The sequence below is a fragment of the Flavobacterium oreochromis genome, assembly GCF_019565455.1.
GTDB lineage: Bacteria > Bacteroidota > Bacteroidia > Flavobacteriales > Flavobacteriaceae > Flavobacterium > Flavobacterium oreochromis.
This window is the reverse complement of sequence record NZ_CP067377.1, coordinates 467,741-493,224: the sequence shown is the minus strand read 5'-3', so window position 1 is coordinate 493,224 and position 25,484 is coordinate 467,741. Positions and strand designations below refer to the sequence as shown.

The 25,484-nt window shown below is 30.1% G+C and carries 16 protein-coding genes, 2 tRNA genes and 7 pseudogenes; 13 read left to right on the top strand and 12 right to left on the bottom strand.

What is annotated here, in order from left to right; translation table 11 throughout:
- Positions 1-54: 54 nt before the first annotated feature.
- Entirely contained in the window at positions 55-1,089 is a 1,035-nt protein-coding gene (locus JJC03_RS02420) for a hypothetical protein (protein ID WP_123902205.1), read from the bottom strand.
- Between the two features lie 375 nt (positions 1,090-1,464).
- Here JJC03_RS02420 and JJC03_RS19380 point away from each other — a divergent pair.
- Positions 1,465-1,725 (top strand): annotated as a pseudogene (locus JJC03_RS19380) (IS982 family transposase); the annotation flags it as partial.
- Between the two features lie 488 nt (positions 1,726-2,213).
- On the opposite strand, the gene JJC03_RS02415 reads toward JJC03_RS19380, so the two are convergent.
- Positions 2,214-3,236: a hypothetical protein gene (locus JJC03_RS02415; protein WP_123895814.1), complete on the bottom strand. Its 1,023-nt coding sequence runs from the start codon at positions 3,234-3,236 to the stop codon at positions 2,214-2,216.
- Positions 3,237-4,007: 771 nt separating this feature from the next.
- On the opposite strand from JJC03_RS02415, the pseudogene JJC03_RS02410 reads away from it, so the two are divergent.
- Positions 4,008-4,127, top strand: a pseudogene (locus JJC03_RS02410) (transposase); the annotation flags it as partial.
- A 161-nt stretch (positions 4,128-4,288) separates the two neighbouring features.
- Here the strand turns inward: JJC03_RS02410 and JJC03_RS02405 are convergent.
- A tRNA-Phe gene (locus JJC03_RS02405) sits at positions 4,289-4,361 on the bottom strand.
- 36 nt (positions 4,362-4,397) lie between these two features.
- Positions 4,398-4,470, bottom strand: a tRNA-Phe gene (locus JJC03_RS02400).
- Positions 4,471-4,590: 120 nt separating this feature from the next.
- Here JJC03_RS02400 and JJC03_RS02395 point away from each other — a divergent pair.
- From JJC03_RS02395 to JJC03_RS17225, 6 genes and pseudogenes are all read left to right on the top strand, one after another.
- Positions 4,591-5,329 (top strand): annotated as a pseudogene (locus JJC03_RS02395) (type III pantothenate kinase).
- A gap of 64 nt (positions 5,330-5,393) precedes the next feature.
- Positions 5,394-6,539 (top strand): annotated as a pseudogene (bamG, locus tag JJC03_RS02390) (BamG family beta-barrel-assembly machinery protein); the annotation flags it as partial.
- Positions 6,532-7,086: an LPS export ABC transporter periplasmic protein LptC gene (lptC, locus tag JJC03_RS02385; RefSeq protein WP_088401124.1), complete on the top strand. Its 555-nt coding sequence runs from the start codon at positions 6,532-6,534 to the stop codon at positions 7,084-7,086. The pseudogene bamG and the gene lptC, both read left to right, overlap by 8 nt.
- 96 nt (positions 7,087-7,182) lie before the next feature.
- Positions 7,183-7,374, top strand: a complete 192-nt coding sequence (locus tag JJC03_RS02380) for a hypothetical protein (protein WP_165624190.1) — start codon at positions 7,183-7,185, stop codon at positions 7,372-7,374.
- A 99-nt stretch (positions 7,375-7,473) separates the two neighbouring features.
- Entirely contained in the window at positions 7,474-9,564 is a 2,091-nt protein-coding gene (locus JJC03_RS02375; RefSeq protein WP_088444891.1) for a peptidylprolyl isomerase, read from the top strand.
- A gap of 415 nt (positions 9,565-9,979) precedes the next feature.
- The gene (locus JJC03_RS17225) at positions 9,980-10,108 is read left to right on the top strand and encodes a hypothetical protein (RefSeq protein ID WP_258932101.1); all 129 of its coding nucleotides are present in this window, start codon (positions 9,980-9,982) and stop codon (positions 10,106-10,108) included.
- Positions 10,109-10,387: 279 nt separating this feature from the next.
- On the opposite strand, the gene JJC03_RS02370 is transcribed toward JJC03_RS17225, so the two are convergent.
- The gene (locus JJC03_RS02370) at positions 10,388-10,696 is read right to left on the bottom strand and encodes a hypothetical protein (protein ID WP_235873917.1); all 309 of its coding nucleotides are present in this window, start codon (positions 10,694-10,696) and stop codon (positions 10,388-10,390) included.
- A 1,282-nt stretch (positions 10,697-11,978) separates the two neighbouring features.
- Positions 11,979-14,148: pseudogene (locus JJC03_RS02365) on the bottom strand (carboxy terminal-processing peptidase).
- 131 nt (positions 14,149-14,279) lie between these two features.
- Here JJC03_RS02365 and surE point away from each other — a divergent pair.
- The 5 genes and pseudogenes from surE (at position 14,280) to JJC03_RS02335 (ending at position 18,550) form a co-directional block, all read left to right on the top strand.
- Positions 14,280-15,053, top strand: coding sequence for a 5'/3'-nucleotidase SurE (gene surE, locus JJC03_RS02360; protein WP_235873916.1), 774 nt, complete (start codon positions 14,280-14,282; stop codon positions 15,051-15,053).
- Positions 15,046-15,318: a hypothetical protein gene (locus tag JJC03_RS02355; protein WP_088399511.1), complete on the top strand. Its 273-nt coding sequence runs from the start codon at positions 15,046-15,048 to the stop codon at positions 15,316-15,318. Before surE ends, JJC03_RS02355 begins: the two co-directional genes overlap by 8 nt.
- Positions 15,319-16,438: pseudogene (gene lpxB / locus JJC03_RS02350) on the top strand (lipid-A-disaccharide synthase).
- 81 nt (positions 16,439-16,519) lie between these two features.
- Positions 16,520-18,318: pseudogene (locus JJC03_RS19060) on the top strand (ComEC/Rec2 family competence protein).
- A complete protein-coding gene (locus tag JJC03_RS02335; RefSeq protein ID WP_235873912.1) occupies positions 18,305-18,550 on the top strand; it encodes a hypothetical protein in 246 nt (81 codons plus the stop codon). Before JJC03_RS19060 ends, JJC03_RS02335 begins: the two are co-directional and overlap by 14 nt.
- 15 nt (positions 18,551-18,565) lie before the next feature.
- Here JJC03_RS02335 and JJC03_RS02330 read toward each other — a convergent pair whose 3' ends face one another.
- From JJC03_RS02330 to JJC03_RS02305, 6 genes are all read right to left on the bottom strand, one after another.
- Complete coding sequence (locus JJC03_RS02330) at positions 18,566-19,072, bottom strand: thioredoxin family protein (RefSeq protein ID WP_088399517.1); 507 nt, start codon at positions 19,070-19,072, stop codon at positions 18,566-18,568.
- 4 nt (positions 19,073-19,076) lie between these two features.
- Positions 19,077-19,535, bottom strand: coding sequence for a thioredoxin family protein (locus JJC03_RS02325; protein WP_088399519.1), 459 nt, complete (start codon positions 19,533-19,535; stop codon positions 19,077-19,079).
- A 51-nt stretch (positions 19,536-19,586) separates the two neighbouring features.
- Complete coding sequence (locus JJC03_RS02320; protein WP_174647545.1) at positions 19,587-21,065, bottom strand: peptide MFS transporter; 1,479 nt, start codon at positions 21,063-21,065, stop codon at positions 19,587-19,589.
- A gap of 2 nt (positions 21,066-21,067) precedes the next feature.
- On the bottom strand, positions 21,068-22,045 hold the full coding sequence (locus tag JJC03_RS02315) for a PDDEXK nuclease domain-containing protein (RefSeq protein WP_235873911.1): 978 nt from the start codon (positions 22,043-22,045) through the stop codon (positions 21,068-21,070).
- Positions 22,045-23,697: a peptide MFS transporter gene (locus JJC03_RS02310; protein WP_235873910.1), complete on the bottom strand. Its 1,653-nt coding sequence runs from the start codon at positions 23,695-23,697 to the stop codon at positions 22,045-22,047. The genes JJC03_RS02315 and JJC03_RS02310 overlap by 1 nt, the downstream gene beginning before the upstream one ends.
- A gap of 162 nt (positions 23,698-23,859) precedes the next feature.
- The gene (locus JJC03_RS02305) at positions 23,860-25,416 is read right to left on the bottom strand and encodes a peptide MFS transporter (RefSeq protein WP_088399527.1); all 1,557 of its coding nucleotides are present in this window, start codon (positions 25,414-25,416) and stop codon (positions 23,860-23,862) included.
- Between the last annotated feature and the right edge of the window lie 68 nt (positions 25,417-25,484).

Sequence of the window (25,484 nt, the reverse complement as noted above, 5' to 3'; positions counted from 1 at the left end):
TTTCGGAAATCTAATTCCTTTCTTTTTGATATTTTCTTAGATGGTTAATAAATGTTAATTACCTACAAAAATGGACGTAATCGTAGTGTTTTTAGTTCCATCAGTTAAAGAAGTAGGCACGCCATTTTTCCAGATTTTAGGAGTCGAAATCCCGTTATCAGATGATTCATTTCCAGCAACGTATATATCTGAACCAGCTACATATATTGATTCAGCATTGCTGTTTTTAGTTTCATTGCTCAAAGAGGTAGCTGTTCCATTTTTCCAAATTTTAGCAATTGCTATATTTTTGTCATTATGTTCATAGCCAGTAACATATATATCTGAACCAGCTATGTATATAGATTTGGTATAGCTTCTTTTAGTTCCATCAGTCAAAGAAGTAGGTTTGTTGTTTTTCCAAATTTTAGCAATTGTCGTATTATTATCATTAGATTCCTCACCAACAACATATACGTCTGAACCGGTTACACATATTGAGTTAGCATGCGCATCTTTAGTTCCGTCAGTCAAAGAAGTAGCTATGCCATTTTTCCAAATTTTAGCAACACTTATTTGTCCGTTAGATTCATTCCCAGCTACATATACATCTGAACCAGCTACATATATTGAGGTAGCATAGGCTTGTTTAGTTCCATCGGTTAAAGAAGTAGGTACACCATTTTTCCAAATTTTAGCAACTGGTATACCATTATCATTAGATTCCGCACCAGCAGCGTATACGTCTGAACCAGCTACATATATTGAGGTAGCATAGGCATGTTTAGTTCCGCTAGTTAAAGAAGTAGGTTTGCCATTTTTCCAAATTTTAGCAACTGGTATGCCATTATCATTAAATTCCATGCCAGCTACATAAACATCTGAACCAGCTACATATATTGAACTAGCAAATCCGTCTTTAGTTCCATCAGTTAACGAAGTGGGTACACCATTTTTCCATAATTTAGCAACACTTATTTGTCCGCTAAGTTCAGTACCTACTACAAATACATTTTTAGGAGATTCTGGCTGTTGAGGGGTGTTAACTACTTCTTCTTTATTACAAGAAAAAAGGATTGACAAAGCTGATAAATAAATAAGTTTTTTCATATTCATATTCGTATTCATTATTATTATTCAAATGTAAGGGAAATATTAGTCTAAGTTTGGGTTGAAAAAGTTAAAGAAAACAAAAAAAACTATTTTTGTTTTCTAAAATTAACTTAAATAGGAGGTTCTTTTGTTTGTCTTTTTAAGTTGTTTTCTATTTTTTAAACTTAAGGATGAAGGATTTTTTTGATTTAAAGAGATTTATATTCATTCTAATCATAAAAAATATCGTAATCATAAATTAAACTCAGAAGTAGTTTTTTAAGTCTGATGATGTTTAATAACGTGAGTTCTATATAAATATGATAAAATAGTTGTATAAAAAAGCAAAAGGAGTATATTTAAATGGTTGATTGTTAAATGAATAGAGCGCTTTTGCTTTCGCTAACTAAAATTACAACTATTTTTTATTCTATTGATGATTTTGTAAAGATTTTGTTCCTAACTGAGAAAATCAAATGATTTCTAATGGAAAAAAACATTAGAAAATCGAGTTTATCTCTTTCAGAAATAATTGCAAATCAAGCTCTTTTTTATATTTCTGGATATAGAAATTTTAAAACATTTTATTTTGAATGCGTAAGTAAATTTTTGATAAAAGAGTTTTTAAATTTGATGACTTGTAAAAGAAAGGTTTAGTGGGTTGTGCTGATCTTTATTTTATGATTCTGCTCTCCATTTAGAATATCTGGTAAAAGAAGAATTGAATAGCATAAAAATATTTAAATACTACCAAGAGTTGAAAACCTCTTGGTTAATTCTTAGGTTCCAAGCTTCATGTTGTAATTAATAATTATGCTGGTGGAATACTTTTTAGTAAAGCTATTGAAAATGTTAGGTTTTATTAATGAACTTTATGAGGTATTGTTTGGAAATAAAGGATTGTTAGTTTGAAATTTTTTCAATCACTTTTTTCTAACGAAATTTATCTTGTATTTTGGAGCAATTTTATTTTAAATTCATGTTGAATTGCTATTCCAACCTAGAATAATTTTAATAAAAAAACGAGTTAGATATAGCTGTATCTAACTCGTTGTTATGTTAAAATAAAATTTAAAATTGTCTAAAATTTTCGGAAATCTAATTCCTTTCTTTTTGATATTTTCTCAGATGGTTAATAAATGTTAATTACCTACAAAAATGGACATAATCGTAGCGTTTTTAGTTCCATCAGTTAAAGAAGTAGGTACGCCATTTTTCCAGATTTTAGGAATTCTTACACGAGCATCGTTAATTTCCTCTCCAGCTACATATACATCTGAACCAACTACGTATATTGAGTTGGTATATACTTCTTTAGTTCCGTCAGTCAAAGAAGTAGGTATGCCATTTTTCCAAACTTTAGCAATAGTTGCTAATCCATTAACGCGTTCATATCCAGACGCATATACATCTGAGCCGGCTACATATATTGATTTAATATACGTGTTTTTAGTTTCGCCAGTTAAAGAAGTAGCTATGCCGTTTTTCCAAATTTTAGCAACGTTAGACTCTATTCCAGCTACGTATACATCTGAACCGACTACATATACTGAGTTAGCATACGCGTCTTTAGTTCCGTCAGTCAAAGAAGTAGCTATACCGTTTTTCCAAATTTTAGCAATTCCCATATTTTTATCGTTACGCTCATAACCAGCAACATAAACGTTTGATTGGACTACGCATACTGAGCTTGCTGATGAATTTTCAGTTCCATCGGTTAAAGAAGTAGGTACGCCATTTTTCCAAATTTTAGCAACTCTAATATCGTTATCATTAAATTCATATCCAGCTACATATACATTTGAACCAGCTACATATATTGAAGAAGCATAGGCAGGTTTAGTTCCATCTGTTAAAGAAGTAGATTTGCCATTTTTCCAAACTTTAGGAATATATACATTTCCGTTCGATTCATTCCCGGCTACATATACATCTGAACCAGCTACATATATTGAGGTAGCATCGGCTTTTTTAGTTCCATCGGTTAATGAAGTGGGTACGCCATTTTTCCATAATTTAGCAACACTTATTTGTCCGTTAAGTTCCTCGCCTACTGCAAATATATTTTTAGGGGATTCTGGCTGTTGGGGAGTGTTAACTACTACTTCTTCTTTATTACAAGAAAAAAGGATTGACAAAGCTGATAAATAAATAAGTTTTTTCATATTCATATTCGTATTCATTATTATTATTCAAATGTAAGGGAAATATTAGTCTAAGTTTGGGTTGAAAAAGTTAAAGAAAACAAAAAAACTATTTTTGTTTTCTAAAATTAACTTAAATAGGAGGTTCTTTTGTTTGTCTTTTTAAGTTGTTTTTTGTTTTTTAAACTTAAGGATGAAGGATTTTTTTGATTTAAAGAGATTTATATTCATTCTAATCATAAAAAATATCGTAATCATAAATTAAATTCAGAAGTAGTTTTTTAAGTCTGATGATATTCAATAAGAGGTTTTTAGTAATTAGGCTTTCTTTGTGGAAAGGCATGGGTGATTTAGGCGTTTGAGGCTTTTAAAAAAATCAATAGACAGGCTCTGAATTTAATGACTATAATGCTATTGCTGTATTTTGTGATATAAATATTAGAAATTTAAAATGTCAATATGAGGATTCTTTTAAGTAAAATTATAAAAAGGAGTTAGTTAAAATATAGAAAGGATGATTCCTCTTTTTGAAAATATAGATAAGTCTTTGTTGTTGCGCGAATTATTTTCTTTGTTTAAAGGAGGGCTACTGAGTTAAAATAAATAGCTAAAGCTAGCAATGTGATAGTGCTAGGAACAATAAAAGTAGAAGTTGTACTGGAATTATTAATAGAGTCTTTCTAAAAACAACTAAAATTAGTGACTGAAATAAGCTGTAGGTATGGTAATAAATAAGCGATTAAACGTTAAAAAATGTTTGTTAAAATAAATGTTACTTTTAAAATTAGTTTTAGAAGTACTAACGCTTCAGCAGAATCTTTCAATGCAAAAATAAAAGCTTTTAGAAGTAAATTTAGAGGAGTGAGAAGTATAGAATTCTTCCTTTTTAGACTAACTAATTTATATGCGTAATTTTAACTAATCCACAGAAATATGACTTGATCCCAAATTTATATGCGTAATTTTAACTAATCCACAGAAATATGACTTGATCCTAGAAAGTAAACAGGAAGAGTAGGGAATGTGTGATTTTTTTAAAATAAAAAAACCACTATGAAATAGTGGTTTTAATGTGGTACCTCCAGGAATCGAACCAGGGACACACGGATTTTCAGTCCGTTGCTCTACCAACTGAGCTAAGGTACCAGTAATTTTTTTGAACGTTAATCATCTTCTGATTTGTGGTACCTCCAGGAATCGAACCAGGGACACACGGATTTTCAGTCCGTTGCTCTACCAACTGAGCTAAGGTACCATTTCTTAAAGCGTTGTTGCTTATCGAATGCGGATGCAAATATAAGAGCTTTTTTCATTTGTGCAAAACATTTTTTTGAAAAAAATCTATTTATATCTTTGTCCATAATTTAAAAAAGTCATGATTTTAGCAGTAGATATAGGAAATACAAGAGTTAAAGTGGCTGTTTTTGAGAAGGATACACTTTTAGATCTTTTTTCATTTTCACTTGAAAAAATTTTATTTGAAATCGAAAAAATTTTCAAAAATACCCCTTATGCAAGGATTTGGTCCTTTCTTCAGTTGGGAAATTAGAAAAAAAGAAATTGAATGGCTTCAAAAACGCTTTAAAGTGGTTCAGATTTCTCAAAAAAGTAATTTTCCTTTCATTAATGAATATGCAACACCTAATACATTAGGGGTTGATCGTATGGTTTTAGCCGCAGGTGCTGTTTTGCAATTCCCATCTCAAAATAGATTAATTATTGATGTAGGAACTTGTATTACATACGATTTTGTAGATGCACAAAATGTTTATTATGGAGGAGCTATTTCTCCAGGGTTTAGACTTCGTTATGCCTCTATGCACAATTATACCGCTAAGTTGCCTTTGTTAGAACTAACAGACCCAGAAAACCTAATAGGTAATTCAACAATTGCCTCAATGCACTCAGGTGTTGTTAATGGTTTGAGCTTTGAAATTGATGGGTATATAAATGAATTAATAAAAGAGAAAGAAAAAATTATCATAATTTTAACGGGAGGAGATGCTAATTTTTTGGCTAAACGATTAAAAAATACCATATTTGCCAATGCAAATTTTTTATTAGAAAGTTTGAATCGTATATACCAATACCAAATACAATGTATAGAAAAATAATTTTAGGAGCTTTTTCTTCCTTTTTACTTTACAGAATGCTGCTCAAACAGGTTCGGCCTCATTTTATTCATCTTATGGTCTTGGTGAGACTAAGTTTGCTAATTCGGTTGAAAATCGCTCAATGGCAGGAATGGGGGTAGTTATGGATAGTATTCATATTAATTTTCAAAACCCAGCAGGTTTATCCGTTATGAAGTTGACTTCGTTAGCTATGGGAGGCGCTTTTTCTAAAGTAACATTTAGAAATACTTCTGTAGAAGAAAAAGCACAACGTGTTACTTTTGATTATCTTACAGCCGCCTTTCCTTTAACTAATAAGTTAGGGGTAGGAGTAGGATTGTATGCCAACTCTTATGTTGGTTATAAAATTAATTCTAAAGTAGATTTAAATACTCGTAATCTAGAAGGGTTTGGAGGTATGAATAGGGCTTATGTGGCATTAGGGTATAAAATTACACCTAAATTTAGCCTAGGAGCAGAGTTTGATTATGATTTTGGGATTATTCAGAAAAATATAATTTATGCTTATGATACAGATGTTAATGCAACATTTGAACGCTCAAAATATGAAGTAAGAGGAGGGAATATAAAATTAGGAGGTTTTTATAAAACAAAAATTTCTCAATATGATTTCGTTACATCTGGAACAGTTGATTTGCCATTAGGCTTACGAGTTGAAGAGTTAAAAACGAAAGGATTAATTTCTACTGTTACTGCATCTGAAATTAGTTTTGGAGTTGATCAAAAAAATTCGTTTCGAAATAATAGACACCAATTTACATTTGGGTCTACTTTCGGGATAGATAAAAAATGGACTATTGCTTTTGAGTCTTCATTTGCAACAAAAGGCGATATAGAGTTAGATGATAATAAGTCTTTAGTAGGAGAAGAAAAAGCAAAGATTGCTATAGGAGGATATTATATTCCTAAATACAATGCTTTTTCAGGTTATTTAAACCGAGTGGTATACCGCGGTGGTCTTCGTTATGAAAACGTAGGTATTGTTGCTAAAGGAGAATCTATAAAAGATAAAGCAATAACTCTAGGAGTAGGTTTGCCATTAGGAGGTACTTTTTCGAATGTTAATATTGGGTTCGAATATGGACAAAAAGGAACTACTGCATCTGATTTAGTTAAAGAAAATTATATGAATTTTTCTATAGGATTATCGTTTAATGATAGATGGTTTGTAAAACGTAGATATGATTAGTCTTATTCAAAAAAAAAATATCTTTAAAGTGTTGCTGTTTTTAATAGCTTCACTTTTTTTTGTGGCTTGTGAGAATAGTATAAATGAAGTTCGTAAAATTAATATTACATCAATTAATCCTGTAGGAGAAATTGAAAATTTTAATCTAAAATATACAGATTCTGGTAAGATAAAAGCTGTTTTAATTTCACCCAAAATGCTAGATTATACGACAGCAGAGTTTCCGTTTAATGAGTTTCCTGATGGATTAAATTTAGCTGTTTATGATGAAAAGGGAAACAAGAGCTTAGTGACATCTAAATATGCAATAATCTATAGTAAAACCAATTTAATAGAACTGGATCAAAATGTAGTTATAACAACCCATGATGGGAAACGTTTAGAAACAGAACAGTTGTATTATGATCAAAAAAAGGAATGGTTTTTTACACAAAAGCCATTTAGATTTACTAATAATGGAAGTGTTATTAGTGGCGTAGGAATTGATTTTAGTAAAGATTTTAGTTTTCTAGATACCCAGAATATACAAGGAACCTATAACTTATAATAAAAAAAATAATCAAGATCAGATTTAAACATATTTTGTTTGATAATGCTGATCTAAAACTATGATTTTAAAAATTATAAAATAAATACTGAACTTATGAAATACATGAAATACACTCAATATGCTTATTTGATAGCTGCTGCTTTCTTATTTTATGACGCATTTACAAAAATAAATTTAGGAAATGATATGCCCTATTTAAGCCTGTTTTTAGGATTAGGAGCTATTGGTATGTTTTTCTTTAGAAGAAATTTCGCTAAGAAATTTGAAGAGAAAGATAATAATTAGAAAAAAAACAAAGTTTGAACCAAAATAAAAGCGAACTTATTTTATTATTTCATAGATAGTTGTATTTTCGCCAACTGAATTAAAAAATTAAGATGTAAAATGGCAGTTTTATCAAAAATTAGACAGCGTTCTCTATTGGTAGCCGGTATTGTAGGTTTGTCATTACTTGCATTCGTAGTAGGTGCCCTAATTGAAAATGGATCTTCTATGTTCAATTCAAGAAATGCAGGTACTATAAACGGTGTAGATATTACTTTTGAGGATTTTAGAAATAAAGTAGATGCTTTACAAAAAAATCAGCAAGGAGTTTCATTTACACAGGCAGGTAATAGTATTTGGGAACAGGAAATTAGAAGAGTTTTATTAGAAGATCAATTTGAAAAAACAGGATTAAGAATTGGAGATGATCAATTAATTAATGTAATTAAAGAAGATCCACAGTTTTCACAAAATCCTCAGTTCTTAAATGCAGCTGGTAAATTTGATAAAACAAAATTCAATGAGTTTTTAAACTCTATGAAAAAACAGCCTGAATCATGGAACCAATGGTTGAATTATGAAAAATCAGTAGCTCAATTTGCAAAAGAACAAATGTATAATTCGATGATTAAAGGGGCTTATTATACTACACAAGCGGAAGGTAAATTTAATTATGAGTTAGAAAATAATAAAGTTACTTTTAACCTAGTCTCAGTTCCTTATTCAACAGTAGAAGATAAAAAAGTTGAGTTAACGGACGACGAAATTATTTCTTATATGAAGAAAAACGAGAAGAAGTACGAAGCAGAACCTTCTCGTGAGTTAGAGTACGTTGTAATTGAAGACAAGCCATCAGCTGCTGATGAAAAAGCTGTTAAAGACAAAGTAAATGCTTTAATGAATGCTTCAGTAGTATATAACGCGAAAACAGGTAAAAATGATACTGTAGCAGGATTCCGTAATACATCTAATGTGATTGAATTTGTAAATACTAATTCTGATATTAAATATGATTCTACTTATATTGCTAAAAAAGATTTACCAGTAGATCATGCAGAAGCTTTATTTAATACAGCTCCTGGTGCAACTTATGGACCTTATATTTTTGGTCAGTACTATTGTATTTCTAAAGCTATGGGAAAAAAAGCAGGAATTAATGCTAAAGCTAGCCATATATTATTATCATTTAAAGGTTCAGCAGGACCACAAGCTAATAGAACTAAAGAAGAAGCAAAAGCAAAAGCAACTGCTTTGTTAGCACAAGCACAAGCAAATCCAAGTTCTTTTGCTATGTTAGCAATGACTAATTCTGATGATAATTCTAAGCAACAAGGGGGCGATTTAGGTTATTTCTCAAAAGGACAAATGACTAAAAATTTCGAAAATTTTGTGTATGGAAATCCAGTTGGAAAAATAGGTTTAGTTGAAACGGAATTTGGTTACCATGTAATTCAAGTAACAGATAAGCAAGATGGAATACGCTTGGCTACTATTGCTCAAAAAATACTTCCTTCAGAAGCTACAAGCGATGCTGCGTTTACTAAGGCATCTAAATTTGAAATTTTAGCCAATGAAAAAGGGTTTGATAATGCAGTAAAGGCAGAAAAATTAACCGTTGCTCCAGCAGCAAGAGTGTTTGCTTTAGATGAAAATATTCCTGGTGTAGGAGCACAGAGAGAAATTGTACGTTGGGCATTTTCAGCTGATAAAAATGATGTTAAACGTTTTCAGACTCCAAATGCTCATGTTATCGTGAAATTAAAATCTATCAATGATTCAGGGTTAATGTCTATTGAAGAAGCTAAAAATGCTTTTGGATATAAATTAAGAAACGAGAAAAAAGTGAAAATGATTGAAGACAAAATGAAAGGAGCTACTTTAGAAGCTGTGGCTAAAGCAACAGGTTCGCCAGTTAAAGAAGCAAAAGATGTATCTGCAGCAGGATCTTTCATTGAATCAATAGGTCCAGAACCAAAAGTAGTAGGTGAAGCTTTTTCATTAAAGCAAGGAGTAGTGTCGCCAACAATTGCTGGTAATTCTGGAGTATTTAAAATAAAAGTGATAGGTTCTAAAAAAGCAGCTCCATCAAAAGATTTTAAAGAGATCATAGCACGTTTAGGAGTACAATCAAAAAGTTCTTCAGCAGCTAGGTTACTTTTCTTATTAAAACGTGATGCTAAAATTGAAGATAATAGAGCACAGTTTAATTAATTAGCTCTAAAATATTATACAAAAGAGGCTGTTCTAAATTTTTAGAACAGCCTCTTTTGTATAATATTTATTTTTTGAAATTAAGAGAAAGATTCTAAAAAGAATAATAGCTATAACACCTTTTTTATGGGCTATAAATGATTCTGTTTTAAAGCCAAATATTCAGTGTTTTTTTTATAAAAACTCCTACAGTTATTTCTAAATGATAATTTAAAAGATTTGAAACAGTATTTAAAATAGTTGTTTTGGGATAATAATACAAAATGAATATAATCTTTCGTAAAAAGCAAAATGTGTAAAAATCTATTTGTTTTTTATTGCAATTTAATGCTATTCTCTAAAATCTTATATGGACTCAAATTATTAGATCATGGAATACGGATGGTAAAGTGAGCTAGCTGTAAAAGTTGATTTTTTGATTGGAAGATACGAATTCATATTAGACAGTTGGATTATTATAAATGAAAGATCAGTAATTATGGTAAATGGAAGAACTACTACAATGATTGAAAAGTATTATCTGGTAGATCGTCATTTGAGATAATTTATGCGTTTAAAGTAAATAAAAAGTGCTATAGGATAAGTTGTTTTATAAGTAAGGAAACAATATCGTATAAGCTATTTAATAAAAGGTTCATGCTTATAAAGTTAATGAAAAGTATAATATTTACTTAATTCGCAATCTGGAGTATATATAAAAAACCTCTAAGAACTTTTATTTTTTATAAAAAAACTTCTTAGAGGTATCTAAACTGGGTATAACTTATTCTCTACTTTTATCTTAAAATCAAATAAGCTATATTAATTATTGAAAATAATTTAATTATAATTTTGTGAATGTTATTGAAGTATCAGCACTCAATACAATAGAAGATAAATCTTTTGCTATGTCTAATCTTACAGATGTACCATGATTACCAGTTCCGAATATTAATATTTTTTTTAATTCGTTTAAAAGTTGATTTTCTTCAGGGTTACTAAAAACGAATTTGCGAGCTTTAGATAAAAAATAGACATCAGATTTTCCACCAACCGGAATATGCATTACTTCTGCATCATCAAAAAGAAAATATTCTTTACTATCAGCGGCAGATGTTATGCTTATTTTTGAAGTGTCCCCAAAACGGTTCATTATTCTTAATTTTAGATTTCCTTCTTTATTATAATAAACCTTACCAAATACGTCTTCACTTACTCTTTGTGAATTTATTTTTACTGATTCAACTGATTTTGTTTCGTTTACTTCATCTTTTGAACATGAGAATAATGAAGAAGCTACTAATAAGCTTAAAAAATTTTTTTCATTTGTTTTAAATTTAAATTAATAATAATTAGTTTTTAAAGAAAGCCATTTCTTATGAGGGGTGTCTCTTGAAAAAAAGAAATAACTTGTTACTTTATTTTTTTAATAAAAACTAAAAAAGGTATAGTTTTTGGAGGTTATCATGGTTCTGCAGAATCTCTTAGTTGCACCCGTTTAAGTTTTAAATAACTTCCTTGTAACTGATACAAATATATGGTATTAATTTGTTTTATAAAACAATAAATTAAAAAAATGTGCATTTTTATTAATTTATAACTTAATGTGTTTATTTTTTATTCATATGTATTTTTTTTAACAAATTTATTTTTGTATTTTTTAAGGTCTGTTGGGAAAATTAAATTCACATAAAAATCAACGACTTAGAAAGGTGAATTTTATTATTGGAAGAAAGGTTTTTATATTTTCTTCTTCTAAAAATCTTGTGTTTAATAATATAAATGGGGTGTTATTTGTGGTTTTAATCTTCTTTTTATAGTAAGATATGGGAAATTCTTATAATCCTTCAGTAAAGAACTAAAAGTGATAATTGGAGTAAAATATAGTCCCCCTTTTGTCTTCTAGTTAGTTTTAATAAACTCTATTTAATATTCTTGGTAATAATTTATGAATAGTCTTTCTTTATGTGTGCTTTAGATTGTTCATAAAAATAATAATGTCTAAGAATAGACATCGTATTATGTAATAATGATTAAAGCTGTTTTGAATGACTTCTAATCTATTTGCGTAGTATCGTCTAAGAATGAATATTTTGTTTGATTAGTCTGGATGAATTTAGGGGTAGTTTTTAATTTTTAAAATAGTAGAAGGATTATGTAAATAATTGTTTTTACATGTTGTATTGAAAAAAGATGAAATATGAGAGAATGGCTTAATAGTCATGCTAAAAAAATATAAATACATAGATTGTTGTTTTTGTAAATATGCTGTAAAAAGACTGTTTTTTTGTTTTTAAATGGGTATTTATATTTTGAATAGGATTGAAAAAATAAAAAGGAGTAGAAAAATTAATTCTCTACTCCTTTAATAATTTTAAAAAACTCCTTTCGATTCCCTTCTCAGGAAGGGCTCTCTTCGTTTGTTAAATATTGCTTTATGATTTTACAACTAGCTTTGGTTTTTTTGCTGTAGTTCCTTTGTTAAATGTAGGGCTTTTGATTTCACTTAATACGTTAACAGCTTCATCTATATAAGCATCTTTTGAAATAGCATCAAACCAATCTTTGCGTTTTTGAGCAAAATTAGGATCTTTTTAATTAACTCATTTTCATCAGCTAAATGGTTTATGTTTAAGCTGTTTTTATATTTTGTTATTTCTTTGAATTTTTTAGTTGCTTCTTCTATATTTTTTTGTTCAGTAATGAATTTGTCCATTTTTAAGCTAACTGTGCTTTCATCTTTTCGGTCGTTAATCCATTTAGCATTTTGGTCTATTAACTTGAATTGTGGATTTTCTATAACTCTTTTTTGACTATTAGCTACTACGCTAGCAAAATTACTTATGCTATTTGTTTCTTGATAATTAGCAGGGTCAATTTTATCCCATTGTAATGCTTTCTTTTCATCTCTTTCACCTATTTTAATATAGGTATAACGATCAGGGAAAACAACATCACTTGTAACGCCTTCTAATTGAGTAGAACCACCATTTACTCTATAGAATTTTTGAGTAGTAGTTTTTAGAGCTCCCATGTTGAAATTGAAATTAAACTTTGTTTTTAATTGATTTAAATCAAAAACATTTTGAACAGTTCCTTTTCCAAAAGATTGTTTACTACCTAGGATGATACCTCTTTTATAATCTTGTATAGCCGCTGCAAATATTTCAGAAGCTGAGGCTGAAAAATTATTTTGTAGTACAACTAATGGGCCATTCCATTGTACTTTGTTATTATGGTCAGATAAAACATCTTTTTTATGTCCAGATGATTTAACCTGTACAACAGGACCTTGATCAATAAATAATCCTGTTATGTCAACTACTGTTTTGAGTGATCCGCCTCCATTATCACGTAAATCCATTACAATTCCTTCTACACCTGCTTTTTTTAGTTTTAATACTTCTGCTTCAACATCTTTAGCAGCATCACGATTATCATCATTTTCAAAATCTATATAGAATTTTGGTAAATGGATTAAACCAAATTTTCTTCCATTTTTTTCAATGATGCTTGACTTAGCATAAGTTTCTTCTATTTCAACAATATCACGAACTAAACGTATTACTTTTATAGTACCGTCAGTCTTTTTTACAGTTAAACGCACTTCTGTGCCTTTGGGACCTTTTATTTTTTTGACAACATCATCAAGTCGCATTCCAACTACATCAACAGGTTCTCCATTACCTTGTGCAACTTTCAGTACAATATCTCCTGGTTCTAATTCTTTGTTTTTCCAAGCAGGTCCTCCAGATATTAATTCTGATATTTCTGTATTGTCATTTTTCTTTTGTAAGCGAGCACCAATTCCTTCTAGCTTACCACTCATACTGATGTCGAATTTTTCTTTTTCTTCAGGAGCAAAGTAAAAAGTATGTGGGTCAAACTGTGTTACAATTGAATTTAAATAAACTTCAAACCAATCTTCACGATCTAAATCACTAACAAAATCAAAATAATCATCAAGATTTTTTATAGCAGCTTCCCTTGATTCTTTTTCTAGCTGATCAAATGGTTTAACTACATAGTTGGGATCTTTTGCTTTTTTTTCATCTTCTAGCTTCTCTTTATCTACTATAGATGCTAGAGTTGAAAGCTTGATTTGCAATCGCCATCTGTTTTTTAATTCGTTATAGTTTTTTGAAAATTCAATTTTGTCTGAATCAATATTTATAGATTCATCTAAATTAAAATTAAAAGGTTTATCATTTAATGCTCTGTAAATTACTTTAGCTTCATTCATTCTTTTTGTAGACGTTCGTATACAAGATTAAAAAAACTCAAGTTTCGAGCCTGTATCATATCATCAATTTCATATTCGAAATTTTTAAATTCGCGAATATCTGATTCAATGAAAAAACGTTTAGAAGGATCTAAGGCATCAATGAAATTTTCAAATACATTCTTAGAAAAATTGTCATTGATAGTAGCAGGATTGTAATGATAAACTTCTAATACGCTTACAATTGCGTCTAGTAGAATTCGATCCTTTTCTGGGTCCTCAGTTTTAAATTTGGGTTTAAAACTCCATAATACAGCTGATACTGCTACGATGAGCAGTAGTAATTTGTAATTCTTTTTCATAAATGTCCAGATTGTATCCATATCTAATACTAAAATACATAAAAAATTATGCTAATGTAAAGTTGATGCTATAATTTTTTGTTAAAGCTACAAAATTAGTTAGAACAATTTAAATTCCTTATTTTAGCAAGACTTTTTTATGATTTAATTAAATGAAAAAACCACTTATATTAGTAACTAATGATGACGGGATTACAGCTCCTGGTATTCGAAAATTGATAGAGATAGTTAAAGAAATTGGAAATGTAGTTGTAGTTGCTCCTGATAGTCCTCAAAGCGGAATGGGACACGCTATTACTGTAAATAGTACTTTGTACCTTAATAAAATATCTGCTGATGGGGCAGAGGTATTAGAATATACAACTTCAGGAACCCCTTCAGACTGTGTTAAAATGGCAAAGCATGAAATAATTAAAGATTCAATTGATTTATGTGTGTCAGGAATTAATCATGGATCTAATTCTGCTATTAATGTTATTTATTCAGGTACCATGAGTGCAGTTATAGAGGCTGGAATTGAGGGTATTCCTTCTATTGGCTTTTCTTTGTGTGATTTTTCTTGGGATGCTGATTTTAGCGCTGTTAAACCTTATGTGGTAAGAATTATTCAACAAGTTTTAGAAAAAGGATTACCTAAAGGAGTCGTTCTAAATGTTAATTTTCCGAAATTAGCAGCTTCTGATATAAAAGGTATTAAAATAGGACGTCAAGCAAAAGCAAAATGGGCTGAAAAATTTGATAAAAGACAATCTCCTTTTGGAAAAGATTATTATTGGTTAGCAGGTGAATTTGTATGTGAAGATGTAGGTCAAGATACAGATGAATGGGCTTTAGCTAATGGATACGTTTCTATTGTTCCTATTCAGTTTGATTTAACAGCTTATCACGCAATTCAAGAACTTAATAATTGGAAGTGGGATGAATAAGATAGAGCTTTTAAAAGGTACTTTGCTGGGTTTTTTAGCAACTTTTATAGGTGTTTTTTTATTTTTTAAACTTTTTACTAGTTATAGTTTTAGTGATGGAATTACTCAAATGAAGACACTAGGTTTTTTAGGTAAAATAATTACTCTAGGAGCAATGCTTAATATGGTAGTTTTTTTTGGATTATTAAAAATAAATAAAGAATTGATGGCAAGAGGTGTAGTTTTAGCTACAATTATTCTGGCTGTTATTACACTTTTTATATAGATGAAATATTATATTATAGCGGGTGAGGCTTCTGGTGATCTACATGGAGCTAATTTAATGAAAGCACTTTATTCTGAAGATCCTAATGCTGAAATTCGTTTTTGGGGAGGAGATTTAATGCAAGCAGTAGGAGGTGTTTTGGTAAAACATTATAGAGATCTCGCTTTTATGGGATTTGTAGAAGTTGTAATGAATCTGAACACAATATTTAAAAATCTTAAATTGTGTAAAACAGATATTTCTGATTTTAAGCCAGATGCTATTATTTTTATTGATTATCCAGGATTTAATATGAGAATCGCTAAATGGGCAAAAGGATTGGGGGTGCCCACTCATTATTATATTTCGCCTCAAATATGGGCCTGGAAAGAAAATAGAATTCATGCCATAAAACGAGATGTAGATCATATGTATGTAATCCTGCCTTTTGAAAAGGATTTTTATGAGAATAAACATCATTACAAAGTTCATTTTGTAGGACATCCATTATTAGATGCCATTAAAAATAAAGTCCCAACAAACGAAGCTTCATTTAGAAAAGAATTTAATCTGTCATCAAAACCAATTATTGCACTTTTACCAGGAAGTCGAAAACAAGAAATTACGAAAATGCTTTCTGAAATGTTAAGCGTCGTTAAATATTTTCCACACTATCAATTTGTAATAGCAGGAGCTCCGAGTCAAGATTTTGCCTTTTATGAGCAATTTATAGATCAACAATCTATTCAGTTTATTTCTAATAGAACCTACGATTTACTTAGTATTTCACATGCCGCTTTAGTAACTTCAGGAACAGCTACTTTGGAAACAGCATTGTTTAAAATACCAGAAGTTGTCTTGTATAAAGGGAGTGCTATTTCATATCAAATAGCTAAGCGTATTATTACTCTAAAATATATATCTTTAGTAAATCTCATTATGGATGCTCCTGTAGTAGCAGAATTAATACAAAATGAATGTAATAGAGAGAGAATTAAACAGGAATTAGAAAAAATTTTAGAAGGTAGTGGTAGAGACGAAATGCTAGCATCTTATGATCGTTTAGAAACTATTCTAGGAGGTAGTGGTGCAAGTAAAAAAGACAGCCCAGTTAATTGTGCAAAATAGTTCTAAAACATAGGATTATAACCTTTGATATGAGGTATATGTTAACCTATATTATCTCTTCTGATAAAGAAAATTAATTTAACTATTATTTGAAATGAAACTTTATCAATTTCCATTAATAAAATCAGTTTTTTGGTTGATTATGGGAATTATATTGTTTCATTTTTTTAGGTTTAATTTTATTGCTATAACTTTTGCTTGGATCATTTTGATCTTAAGTAGTTTAATTCTTTCCGTTGTTTTTTCTAAAAATCAAAAAGGACAACTAGAAGCATCAATTCTTATTTCTTTAGTTTTTGCAATTAGTGGGATTTTTATTTCTATGCTTCACGAAGACACATTTAGATTAACTCATTTTACTCATTTTAATAGTTATAATAAAAAAGTTTATATAAAAGCAGAAGTTTATGAACGTTTAAAAAACACTGTGAGTAGAGATCGATATGTGATTTCTATTCAGTCTATAAATCAGAAAAAGAGTTCAGGTAAAGTGATTCTAAATATAAGGAAGAATAAGCATGAAAAGAGAGGGTTAACAGTCGGCTCCGTGTTGTTAATAAAAGGAGAGATACGCCCAATTCAATCAATTATTAATCCAGGACAATTTGATTATGCTGCTTATCTGAAAACAAAAAATATATATGGGCAATTATATATTGCGCAACAAGATTTTAAAAAGATAAAAGTAACCGTAAAATCTCTTAAATATTATACAGCACAATTTAGAGATCGAATTGTCAATAAATTGAGAAATGATGGTTTTCCTGAAAAAGAATTAGCTGTTTTAACAGCATTAATTATTGGTCAACAACAAGAACTAGATCCTGATTTAATAAAAGCATATCAATATGCAGGTGTTGTGCATATGCTTTCAATATCAGGATTACATGTAGGAATTCTTTATCTTTTATTAGATTTTATTTTTCTTCTTTTTTGAAAGATAAAAGATATAAGTTATTAAAATTGTTTTTTGTCTTATTAGGATTGTGGGGATTTGCTTTTGTAGCAGGTTTGGCCGCATCAGTTGTGCGATCAACAGTTATGTTTAGTATGTTGGCAATTGGTTCAAGTTTTAACAAACAAGTTAATGTGTATAATACACTTGCCGCTTCTATATTGTTAATTTTAATCGTACAGCCATTCTTTTTATTTGATATTGGATTTCAACTTAGTTATTTAGCTGTTGGTTTTATTATAAGTTTACAGCCTGTTTTAATTAAACTTTGGAATCCTAAGAATAAAATTCTTATCTTCTTTTGGAACTTATTTATAGTTTCATTAGTTGCTCAAGTAGGAACACTACCATTAAGTTTGTATTATTTTCATCAAATTCCAGGCTTGTTTTTTGTTGCAAATCTTTTAACCATACCTCTTTTAGAGTATATAATAATGCCTTTAGGGGTATTAGTTGTTTTATTAGCTTCTTTAGATTATACGTTTTATGGATTAGTTAAAATTTTAGTAGAAACAATTCAAATTATGAATTCTATTATAGAGAGGATTGCTTCTTTTCAAAATTTTATATGGGAAACAATTCCTTTTTCGATTGATTTAATGCTTTTTAGTTATGCTATTATTATAATATTTTTTGTTTGGATACAAAGACCTAGATTTAAAGTGCTAATTACTTTTTTTAGTTTCTTGTTATTATTTCAGTTTACTTTATTATTTAAAAAAATAGAGGCTTCAAATCAGGAAAAACTTATCGTTTTTCATTTACCTGGTCAGAGATTAATTGGCTTTGCTAAAGGAAGAACCACCTTTGTGTATTTTAATACTCTAATGAATAAAGGTAATTATATAGAGCGTTTATTGAAGGATTATGAAGTTCAATCATTTAATTCAACTATAGAAAAGAAAAAAAGAGCAAGACGTTTTTTTGATTTCGGGTAAAAAAGTATTACTTATTGATTCAGATAGTTTTATGTTAAATAAGAAAAATGTAGATTTTTTGATTCTTTCAAATTCTCCTAAAATAAATTTAGAACGAATATTAATGCAATATACTCCCAAAAAAGTTATTATTGACGGTTCTAATTTTAAGAGTTATATAAAACGTTTTGAAGAAACCTGTATAAAAGGAAAATCCCTTTCCATAACACGTTTGAAAAGGGATCTTGTATAATTAATTGAGTAAGAATTATTTTTTTAATTTTTTATTAGATATATAATTACTAATAATCTTATTAGCACCATCTAACCATACTTTTGGACCTCCTGCCACATAGCCAGAACTTCCTAGTTGTTGAAAGTTTATTTTTCCTTCTTTTTCTTGGGCTTGTACAAACCATACAGTTGGATAGCCTTGAACTTGAAATAATTGTTGTAATTGTGTATTTTGAGTTTTTAACTCAGTGGTTTGTTCTGTTCTTCTAGGAAAATCTAATTCTACTAAAATTACATTTTCTTTTGCCCATTTTTCAAATTCTGGAGTTTTAAAAACTTCTTTTTGTAAGCGAATACACCATCCACACCAATCACTACCTGTAAAGAAGAAAAATAAAGGCTTATCTTGTTTTTTTGCTAATGCTACAGCTTTTTTGACATCAGTATGCCACTCTAGATTAGAATCTTCTGCAGGTTTTAAAATAAAACTCATAATGAAGAATGATAAAAGTGTAGCAAAAAATATTTTAGTAATTTTCATATCATTAGTTTTTTAAGATTCGTAATAATTCAGTAGGATCCTTAGCTCCTTCAATTACTTCTTTTATATTGCCTCGAATATCTAATATGTAGAGAGTAGGATAGCTTGGGACTTTTAAGTATTTAGTTAATTCATGAGTGCTATTTCTTCCTTTTCGTTCAGGATCATAATTAGGGTTGTCAAAAGAATTTCCCATATAATTTACTCTTGAATTTCCTTCTGCATTAAATTTAACAGCATAATAATTTCGGTTAATGTATTCTACCACGTCAGCATCTTGAAAAGTACCTTTGTCCATCATTTTAGATGGAGCATGCCAATCTGTATAAACATTTAAGAAAATAGGTTTAGGAGCTCTTTTTTGTTTTGCTAAAGCATCATCAAGAGATAACCAATTGATATCTTGGGCATACAAACTAAAACTGCTAATGGTAAATAATAATATGAGTAAAGTTTTGTTCATGTTTATTTTTTTTAGTTTCCTAACCTCAAAAATAATGCCGAATTTATAAAATTATTTTACATCTTGCATTAGTTTTCTAATTAATGGTGAAATAAGAATTAAAATTACACCTGCTACTAAAGCATATAGGGCTAATGTATAATATCCATCTGTATAAGATTGTAATTTTGATACTAATGTAGTTCCCGTATTAGATTGAGAAATTTCGGCACCTAATTTCCCAGCTGCTAATTGACCAAATGCACTAGCTAAAAACCATAATCCCATCATCATGCCAAATAGCCTTTTAGGTGATAATTTTGTAATGATAGACATCCCTATCGGACCTAAACAGAGCTCGCCTATAGTAGTAATGAAATAAGCAAAGGTGAAAATGTTTAAAGAGGTAATTCCATTAGTATTAGCAAAAAACTTTGTTGAATAAAAAAGATAAAAAGAAGCAGAAAGGAATAAAAACCCAATTCCAAATTTTATAAGCGTGTTAGGTTCTAGTTTTCTTTTTGCCAATCCTAACCATAACAACCCTATAAGAGGACTTAAAACTATAACAAAAAAAGTGTTAGAGCTGTTGTTTACTACATTAGGGTCTATCGTAAAACCAAGTAGATTATTATTTAAATTGTCTTTAGCAAATAAGGATAAAGAACCTCCGCTTTGTTCATATATAGCATTAAAAAGGAAGTAGAAAAAAATAAATGAAAACGCTGCAATAAGTTTCTTTTTTGCACTTGAATCACTAAGATTTATTAATTCGTAGATGAAATACCCGATAGCTACGATTCCAATTGTGTACATGAAATAATCCGTGTAATTCGTATTGATTACCATACTGTAAATAAAAGGGATACTTACTAATGAGCCTAAATACACTACTATTTCTCTTACCCTTCTTTTGCTTTCTGGAAGCGCTAAAAGTGGCGAATCGCCTATAGGCCCTAAATGTTTTTTAGTAAACAAGAAGGTAACTAACCCTGCAATCATAACAATAGCAGCCGCTAAAAAGCACAGTGTCCATGAATGATATTTACCCAAATAAATACAAAGTGCACCCCCTAAAAGACCTCCAATATTGATACCTGCATAGAACATACCATATCCAGCATCTCTTCGTGGATCCTTTTCATCATAAAGTTCGCCTACCATAGACGAAATATTAGGTTTAAAAAATCCTGTGCCTATAATAGAAAAAGAAATACCATAGTAGAACATTTGTTGTGGAGAAAAGGCAATAAGCAGATTTCCTAAAATCATTACAATACCTCCAAAGAAAAGTGATTTCTTAAAACCTAGAACTTTGTCAGCAAAAATTCCGCCAATAAAAGTGAAAGCATAAACAAAAGCCTGTATTGCTCCGTACTGCAAATTGGCCGCATCATCTTTGAGTAATAATTGATCGACCATAAAAAAGGTAAGCACTCCACGCATACCATAAAAGCAAAAACGCTCCCACATTTCTACTGTAAACAAATACCACAATTGTTTAGGATATTTGCCTTTAAAATTTTGAATTTCTTCTATTGTTGTTGACATAGTTATTTATTTAATTCAAATCGAATACGATCCTGATTAATAATATCTTTTAAATCTTCCTCTTTTGGCATATACAACATATATTGGCTTGCAAATAGATTATTTTTATCATTTAGTACCGAATATTTAACTATTGTTTCATCTTTTTCGGCACACAATAAAATTCCTATAGTGGGATTATCGCCTTCACCTCTTTTCAAATCGTCATACATCCTGACATACATATCCATTTGTCCAATATCCTGATGGGAAAGCTTGTCGGTTTTTAAATCAATTATTACAAAACATTTTAAAAGATAATTGTAAAATACTAAATCGATATAAAAATCGGAAGTATCTGTAATAATATGTTGTTGACGCGCTACAAATGCAAATCCTTTTCCAAACTCTAATAAGAATTTTTGAATATGATCTATAATTGCAGTTTCTATTTGAAATTCCGAATTTTTCGTATCTGAAGACAATCCTAAAAATTCAAAAATATAAGGATCCTTTAAAACCGAATGTATAGTATCTTGTTCAGTTTCTTTAGGAACAGCAAGTGTTCTCTCAAAAGTTAATGTTTTTATTTGACGTTCTAATTGTCGAGAATTCCAACCATTCGCAACTGATTCTTTTAAGTAGAATATTCTTTTCTCCTCATTTTCAATCTTAGAAAGTAGTCTATAATGTGTCCAACTCAATTCTTGACGCAATGCGTCAAGTTTTTGGAAAGCCAAATAGAACTTACGCATGTTGGTAAGATTGGTATAATCAAACCCTTTTCCAAATTCAAGTGTTAATTGTTGCGAAACATTCTTTAACAAAGCAGTTCCATATAGTGCACGAGCATTCCCATTTTGCTCTTCTTCAACGATTATTCTTCCAATATGCGAATATGTTTCTAATAAAACTGTATTAACAGCACGAAATACTCGCTCTCGAGATTGTGCAATAACATCTCGGATAGATTGGAAGAATATTTCGTTGGACAAACTCATTAATTAATTCCTTTTTCTTTCATCACAGCATTAAGTCTTTTTAGGATAGATAATCCTAATCCAGTTGCAAATAATAAAAGTATCATATTCACAATAAAGAAATTTGCTTTATTTTCATAGTCATACCACATACTTGCTAACACCCCTGAAAGTTTATTTCCTATTGATATAGACAAGAAAAAACCTCCCATCATTAAAGCTGTAAGTCTTGGCGGTGCTAATTTAGAAACTATCGATAATCCCATAGGAGATAAACAAAGTTCTCCAATTGTAATAACCCCATAAGTTCCCACTAACCACAATGGAGAGACTTTTACAGCACCATTGCTACCTGCATATACAGCAGCTACCATGACTAAACATGACAAAGCAGAAATGAATAAACCTAAAACAATTTTAGAAGGTGTACTAGGTTCTTTTCCTTTACGACGTAGCATAAGAAAGAAACCAACAACTACTGGAGTCAACAATATAATCCATCCTGGATTAATCGATTGAAACAATTCAGTATTGATTAATGAAATTTTTTGCTCTGGATTTTTTTCAAGTTCAGCTAGTTTAGCTGGTGCTTCATTTTTAAAATATACATCTTTCCCTTGAACTTTAATAGCTTCGCCATTTTTATCCTTTTCAGCTTGAAACTGGTTGTCATATTGTTGTACTTCTTTCGTAGTATAATCTTTTTGATCTACTAAATAAATAGATGATAAAGTATTTTCTGTAGTACCCGTAACTTGTCTGTCTGTGTAATAATTTGCCCAGCGTGTTAAAGCAGTACCATTTTGTTTAAACACAGCCCAAAACAACATTCCTACAGCAAAAATAGCTAATAAAGCTCCTAAAGGGCGTTTGTCTTCAGTAGTAGCTTTTACATATAAACCAACATAGAAAATAATTACTGGAATACAAGCAAAAATGAATGCATCAGTTGAATCTGATTTAAAAATATTGCCAGGAATCATCCAACCAATAGCTCCACAGATAATAGCAGGTAAAAACACTTTTCCTAAAATACTAACTAAAGAAATATCACCTTCCTGAACGGGTTTAGTCACATTGGCATGCTCCAAATGCTTTCTACCTAAAGTAAAAATGAATAAACCAACAAACATACCTATACCTGCAGTGATGAAGGCAGCACTCCATCCATACTGATTACGCATGAATGCCGCAATAATGTTACATAAAAAGGCGCCGATGTTAATCCCCATATAGAAAATATTATATCCAGCATCTTTATTAGCTTTGTATTTTTCATCAAAATAAAGATTCCCAACTAGTGTAGAAATACTAGGTTTGAAGAAACCATTACCTATAACAATTAAAGCCATGGAAATATAAAAAGTGGTAAGATTATGAAAACCCAACCCTATATAACCTAATCCCATTAAGGTACCTCCTAAATATACTGATTTAAAATAGCCCAAATAACGATCGGCCATATAACCTCCTAAGAAAGGAGTAAGATAAGTTAAGGCAATAAAACTACCAAAAATATCATCTGCTTGCTTGTCACTAAATGCTAAACCGCCCGTTGTAGTAGGGTCAATCATATACAAGACAAAGATTCCAATGATAAGATAATAACCAAAACGCTCCCACATTTCAGTAAAAAATAAAAAAAGTAATCCTTTTGGGTGTTTGTTTTTCATATGTGTGAAATTTATTTTTTATAAGTCACATATAGTATCGCTTTTATTCATAGGTGTTTGCATACGCAAACTTCCTATTTATGGCGATTTCATGTGAATAATATTAAAAAAAGCCTGTAACAATTTAGTTACAGGCTTGAAAGATATAAAATATTTTAAGAATTATCTATTTTCTACTGATAAGTCAATTCCTTCTTTATGATCTTCGTGCATCATTTTTTGTAACCAAGAACTTAATATAAATAAAATCCCTGCTGCTACACCTGTCATAACGATGAACAACATAAAGAATTCATACAAGTTAGTAATTTGGAATCCTAAGAATGAAGGATCAGCGGTTGGGATAGTCCCGTCTTCTAAAGGTAAGAATTTACCTGATGCGTCTTTAGCTGGTGGAATTAAGGCTGATAAAGTACCTGCAAATTTGTTAGCGGCTGCATTAGCTAAAAACCAAGTTCCCATTAATAAAGAAGATAAACGTAATGGCGCTAATTTAGAAACCATTGATAAACCAATAGGAGATAAACATAATTCCCCAATAGAGTGAATAATGTATAATCCAATTAACCACCACATCGATACTTTTTCATCCATTCCAAGTCCCTTAACTGCAATAGCAATTACGCCATATCCTAAAGCAACAAGTGCTAAACCAATAGCCATTTTTTTAGGTGAAGAAGGTTCTGCATTACGTTTGTACAAGAATCCCCAAACGATTGACATAACGGGAGCTAATAAAATTACCGCTAATGGGTTTACCGATTGGAAGTATGAAGCAGGCATTTCCCAACCGAATAAGTTACGATTAGTTTGTCTATCTGCGAATAATGTTAAAGAAGCTCCTGCTTGTTCAAAAGCACCCCAGAAAAAGATTACGAAGAAAGCTAAAATGAAAATTACTAAGATTCTATTTCTTTCAATATTGCTTAAGCTTTTGTCTGTTAAGATGATTAAAGGCATAACAACCATCGAGCCGTAAATGAAATATCCGATAACATCAGTATCAGTGCTAAATAATTGTTTGAAGTTAAGCATGAAGAATACGATTCCAATAGAACCTATGATGTATAAGATGTTTTTTAAGTCTAATTGTTTAACAGGAAGACCTATTTCTTTACCTTCTTCTGAAACTAAGAATTTTTTCTGGAATAAAGCAAAGAAAATTAAACTCATTACCATACCAATGCACGCTGCTAAGAATCCCCATTTGAAATCCATAGAACCACAAACTAAAGGCGAAAAGAAAGCTCCCAAGTTAATCCCCATATAAAATATAGTAAATGCACTATCAATACGACGGTCATTTGCTGGATAAAGCTGACCTACCATTGTTGAAATATTTGGTTTGAAAAAACCATTACCAATAATAATAGCAGTAAGCCCTAACCACATTAAAGCTACTCCACCGTCAGCTCCTGTAGTAGCACTCAAAAACATGAAAAACTGACCAATAGCCATCAATAAACCACCAATCATGATACTTCTTCTGTTTCCTAAGAATTTATCACAAAGATATCCTCCTAAAAGAGGAGTTAAATATACAAGACCTGTATAACTTCCATAAATTTCAGATGCTTCTGCATCTTTCATTAATAAAATTTTTGTCATAAATAGAATGAAAATTGCTCTCATTCCGTAGTAACTGAATCGTTCCCACATTTCTGTAAAGAACAAGAAGTACAGTCCTTTAGGATGTCCTTGTTTTACTGTTTCGCTCATTTTAAATTTATTTAATTTTGGTTTTGGTTATTGTTTTATGCTTGCTAAGTTTAAAAAATCTGATAAGC